The sequence below is a fragment of the Vibrio sp. V03_P4A6T147 genome, from assembly GCF_002241085.1.
Classification (GTDB): domain Bacteria; phylum Pseudomonadota; class Gammaproteobacteria; order Enterobacterales; family Vibrionaceae; genus Vibrio; species Vibrio anguillarum.
Genome location: NZ_NDIO01000407.1, coordinates 1 through 4907, shown reverse-complemented (window position 1 = coordinate 4907; position 4907 = coordinate 1). Strand labels below are relative to the sequence as shown.

4 protein-coding genes are annotated in these 4907 nt (G+C 46.0%); 1 reads left to right on the top strand and 3 read right to left on the bottom strand.

Annotated elements, in window-relative coordinates; translation table 11 throughout:
* A partial coding sequence (gene yvcK / locus B9J84_RS15390) for a uridine diphosphate-N-acetylglucosamine-binding protein YvcK (RefSeq protein ID WP_094124510.1) occupies positions 1–759 on the top strand: 759 nt, incomplete at its 5' end.
* On the opposite strand, the gene luxU is transcribed toward yvcK, so the two are convergent.
* The 3 genes from luxU to uvrB form a co-directional block, all read right to left on the bottom strand.
* Positions 756–1094, bottom strand: a complete 339-nt coding sequence (gene luxU / locus B9J84_RS15385; RefSeq protein WP_013857261.1) for a quorum-sensing phosphorelay protein LuxU — start codon at positions 1092–1094, stop codon at positions 756–758. The two genes, yvcK and luxU, sit on opposite strands and share 4 nt — an antisense overlap.
* A gap of 4 nt (positions 1095–1098) precedes the next feature.
* On the bottom strand, positions 1099–2505 hold the full coding sequence (gene luxO / locus B9J84_RS15380; protein ID WP_094124509.1) for a quorum-sensing sigma-54 dependent transcriptional regulator LuxO: 1407 nt from the start codon (positions 2503–2505) through the stop codon (positions 1099–1101).
* Between the two features lie 241 nt (positions 2506–2746).
* On the bottom strand, positions 2747–4777 hold the full coding sequence (uvrB, locus tag B9J84_RS15375; RefSeq protein ID WP_094124508.1) for an excinuclease ABC subunit UvrB: 2031 nt from the start codon (positions 4775–4777) through the stop codon (positions 2747–2749).
* Between the last annotated feature and the right edge of the window lie 130 nt (positions 4778–4907).

Sequence of the window (4907 nt, the reverse complement as noted above, 5' to 3'; positions counted from 1 at the left end):
ACTGGGCGCATTCGCCACTGCCAAGGTGGCATTGCATGGGGCGATACACGTAACTGTATCAACCAGTTGATCACTGAGCCTTCCATCAGTTCGATGATGTTTGAATATCGCTTTAAAGGTGCGGGAGAACTCAATGGCCATAACCTCGGTAATTTGATGCTGACTGCATTAGATAACCTATCTGTGCGCCCTTTAGACGCGATCAACTTGATCCGAAACATGCTCAAAGTCGATGTTAATATCTTACCTATGTCAGAGCATCCTTCTGATCTTAGTGCACTTTCTATGGATGGTCACTGGGTCACGGGTGAAACGAACGTGGACGAGATGACGGAAGATTTAAGGCGCTTAGATTTATCACCTGAAGTGCCAGCAACCAAAGAAGCCATACTCGCCATCAGTGCAGCAGACTGCATCATCCTTGGCCCGGGAAGCTTTCTCACCAGTGTGATGCCACCACTACTGCTGCCCGAAATTGGCAATGCCATTGAGCAAAACGTAAAAGCAAAGCTGATTTTTGTTGAGAACTTGTCTCCCGAGCAAGGACCTGCTGGTCGCATGTCGCTACGGCAGAAATTGGAATGGTGTGAGCGCGCCTGCCACGCGCGAAAAATCGATGTGGTGATCGGCGATACACCACATCCGGAGCTGGCTGAACACTGGCATTGTGTCACTACAGAGCTAGCATCATCCAATCGTGACTGGCGGCACGACCGAGTTAAACTTCAAAAAGCCATTGAGAATCAACTCACAAGCTAATCCATCAAGTGGCAGTAGCAACGATGCGTCTCTTCGATAAGAGCGCGCATCGCCGCCACTTCTTCAGCCTCATCAAAAATGCAGTTTGCCTTTCCTTTGCTATCGATATCCACCGCTTTAGCGCACAGTTTATCCGCACCAAAGCTGGCGGCACTGCTTTTTAGAGCATGGCTGATGTCTTTTAAATATTCGATTTTATCCGGCAGATTTTGATCAGCTAGCTTCTGTGTATAGGCGCTCAGCTCGCTGAGAAAAATATCGAGCAATATTGGCACATTCTCTTCTCCAATTTCTTGGGCCAAATGCGCAATTTTGTTTTTATTGATCAGTTCCATATCTCTATGAGTTCTCTCTACTGTTCCACGCTTGAAGCTTGCGGTAGATCGTTGAAGGGCTAACGTCTAAATAACTGGCTGCTTTAGGAATATTACCATCACACGCTTCTATCGCTTGTTCGATGGCTTGCTTTTCCGTCATCCATAAAGGAAAAATATCGTGCACGGTTATATTTTCCTTGCGCGTTTCCGTCGTTAGGTTTGCTAATCGGATCTTGTTATCCACGACTTGATTTAGCGGTGGCGGTAACATGCTCAGTTCGATCTCGTTGCCGTGGTTCAATACCACCACATTCCGCAACACGTTTTGCAGTTGACGCACATTACCCGGCCATTCATAGCGCGTAAAACGCTCCACAACCTCTGGCGCTAAGCGGACAAAACCTTTGCCTTCTTCTTTAGACATAAAGCCGAGCAAAGAGTAAGCAATTTCAATAACGTCATCGCCTCGCTCGCGTAGCGGTGGTAAATGCAATGGGATCACATAAAGACGATAGTACAAATCTTCACGAAAACGACCCTCTTGTACCTCTTTCCATGGATCGCGGTTGGTAGCGCAGACAAAACGAACATCGACACTTTTCATCTTCGATGAGCCCACTTTCTGGAATGTGCCCGTTTGGATAAAGCGCAACAGCTTGGTCTGCAAATCCAAATCCATTTCACACAGTTCATCCAAAAACAGTGTGCCGCCATCAGCCAACTCGGCTGCGCCTTGGCGATCGGTCGCTGCGCCAGTAAATGCGCCTTTCACGTGGCCAAAGAGTTCACTCTCTATTAAGTCTTTAGGAATGGCGGCGCAGTTAATCGCAATGAAGGGTTTATCGCCACGTTTACTGGCCGCATGAATCGCTTCTGCGCACACCTCTTTACCCGTACCACTTTCGCCAGTAATAAAAATACTGGCTTTACTGGAGGCCGCTGAGTCAATGGTTCGATAGACTGATTGCATGGTTTGACTGCTGCCGATAAAACCTTGGTAGTTCTGATTACCCGGGTTACCAGCCCCATTTTTTAGTTTGCTAGCTTTACGTATGGCGTTGTTAACCGTGACGCGCAAGCGGTCTGCTTCACAAGGTTTGATCAAGAAATCTTGGGCACCGTGACGCATCGCTTCCACTGCGGTATCGATCGAACCATGAGCGGTCATGAATATCACTGGCACATTGGGGTAGTGACTTTTCACAGCATGTAAAACGTCCATGCCCGTCATATCGGGTAATCGAAGATCCAGCAATATGAGGTCCGGCTCTCGGTGAGCTAAACTCTCTATCGCATCACGACCTGTACCAACAATATTGATATCGATTTCAAGGGGGGTGAGGTATGAACGATACAGCGCCGCAACGGAAGCCGTATCTTCCACCATCAAAAGATATTTAGCCTTTTGTAGAGAAAAGTCAGGTTGCATATTCTAGCCATTATTATTTTGCACTTTGCCTTAACTATTGCATTAAGGTTCGCATTTTGCAAAATAAAATAACAAAAAGGCACTAATTCGTTAGTTAATAGCCCTTTTTGCATAAAATTAATTGGCACGATATGTGCTCTATTCAATATGACCCTTAGGGGTCACCTAGCCAACTGACGTTGTTAGTGAATAAAGTGTTCACAAATAACAGCCAATAGACCTTTTTCTATTGGCTATTTTTTTAACTGTTGGTAATGAACTGCTGACGCAGTTTTTCAATTTGGTCACGCTTTTCGGCAGCCAATTCAAATTCTAGGTTTTGTGCGTGTTTGTACATTAACCCTTCTAGTTTGGCGATCTCTTTTTCCAGTTGTAGTGGCGTGAATATTTCATAAGTTTGCGAGCTTTCTGCCACCTTCGACAAAGGTACTTGTTTGCTCATCCTCTGCTGCTTGGACTTAGTAATATCACCTAACTCCATAATATCTTTGACATTACGTTTCAGCGCCTGAGGTGTTATCCCTTGTTCTTCATTATGTGCTTGCTGCTTTTCACGGCGACGATCGGTCTCATCCATCGCTTTCTTCATTGAGTTAGTAATGCGGTCAGCATAGAGAATCGCTTTGCCTTCAATGTTACGTGCCGCACGGCCAATGGTCTGAATTAATGAACGTTCTGAACGTAGAAAGCCTTCTTTATCCGCATCAAGAATTGCGACGAGAGAGACTTCAGGCATATCCAAACCTTCACGCAGTAAGTTAATACCCACTAACACATCAAACTCGCCTAGGCGAAGGTCACGAATAATCTCAACCCGCTCAACAGTATCAATATCTGAGTGCAGATATCTGACCTTAACCCCATGTTCATGAAGATACTCAGCTAAGTCTTCAGCCATGCGTTTAGTCAATGTCGTGATCAGCACACGTTCATCTTTCGCTGAGCGAATGCGGATCTCTGACAACACATCATCCACTTGTGTTGCGACTGGTCGTACTTCCAGCACGGGATCAAGTAGTCCGGTTGGGCGCACCACTTGATCCACAATTTGTCCGGCTGATTTTTCTAGCTCATAGTTGCCCGGGGTAGCAGAAACAAAAATCGTCTGCGGCGCAAGTGATTCGAACTCTTCAAACTTTAATGGACGGTTATCTAAAGCGGAAGGCAACCTGAAACCAAACTCCACTAACGTTTCTTTGCGTGAACGATCGCCTTTGAACATCGCGCCAATTTGCGGCACGGTTACGTGTGATTCGTCGATAATCAATAAACCGTCATGCGGTAGATAGTCAAACAGGGTCGGAGGCGGCTCTCCCTCTTTTCGCCCACTAAGATAACGTGAATAGTTTTCAATACCTGAACAAAAACCGAGCTCATTCATCATTTCAATATCAAATTGAGTACGCTGCGATATGCGCTGCTCTTCGAGTAGTTTATTGTTTTCCAACAGGTAGGCTTGGCGAGTTCGCAGCTCCTCTTTGATGTGCTCTATCGCATCTACAATGCGCTCTCTTGGCGTAACGTAGTGCGTTTTAGGATAGATGGTATAGCGAGGAAGATCTCGCTGAATCATTGCGCCCGTCAATGGGTCAAACAAACCGATGCAGTCTACCTCATCATCAAACATTTCAACACGCACGGCCGCATAATCCGATTCCGCGGGAAAGATATCGATGACCTCTCCACGAACTCTAAATTGACCACGTTCAAACGCCATATCGTTACGTGTGTATTGGAGCTCGGCTAAACGGCGGATAATGTCGCGCTGATCCATTACATCGCCACGGCGAACATGCAGCATCATTTTCAGATAAGAATCAGGATCACCCAAACCGTAGATCGCCGATACAGAAGCCACAATAATCGCATCTTTACGCTCAAGCAGCGCTTTAGTCGCGGAGAGTCGCATTTGTTCTATGTGTGAGTTAATCGAGGAATCTTTTTCTATAAATGTGTCCGTGGTCGGCACATACGCCTCTGGCTGATAGTAGTCGTAATAAGAGACGAAATACTCAACCGCATTATTGGGGAAAAATGACTTCATCTCACCATACAGCTGGGCTGCGAGCGTTTTATTCGGTGCCAACAAGATAACCGGACGCTGCGCCTTGGCGATCACATTAGCCAAGGTGAATGTTTTCCCTGAACCCGTCACACCCAATAAGGTTTGATGAGCAAGACCTGCATCTAGCCCATCAAACAATTGCTTGATCGCCGTAGGTTGATCGCCTGACGGTTGATAACCCGATACCAATTCAAACGTTTTGCTCATAATGCCGTTGTCCTCTATAACTGAATAGGCATTCTCGCTGTTAGCCATGTTTTGTTGCAAGTAATTGTTCAAAATAGTTGCGTCGTAAATCACCCCTGTTTTGAAAAAATGCTAGTTTCTTCTCCATACG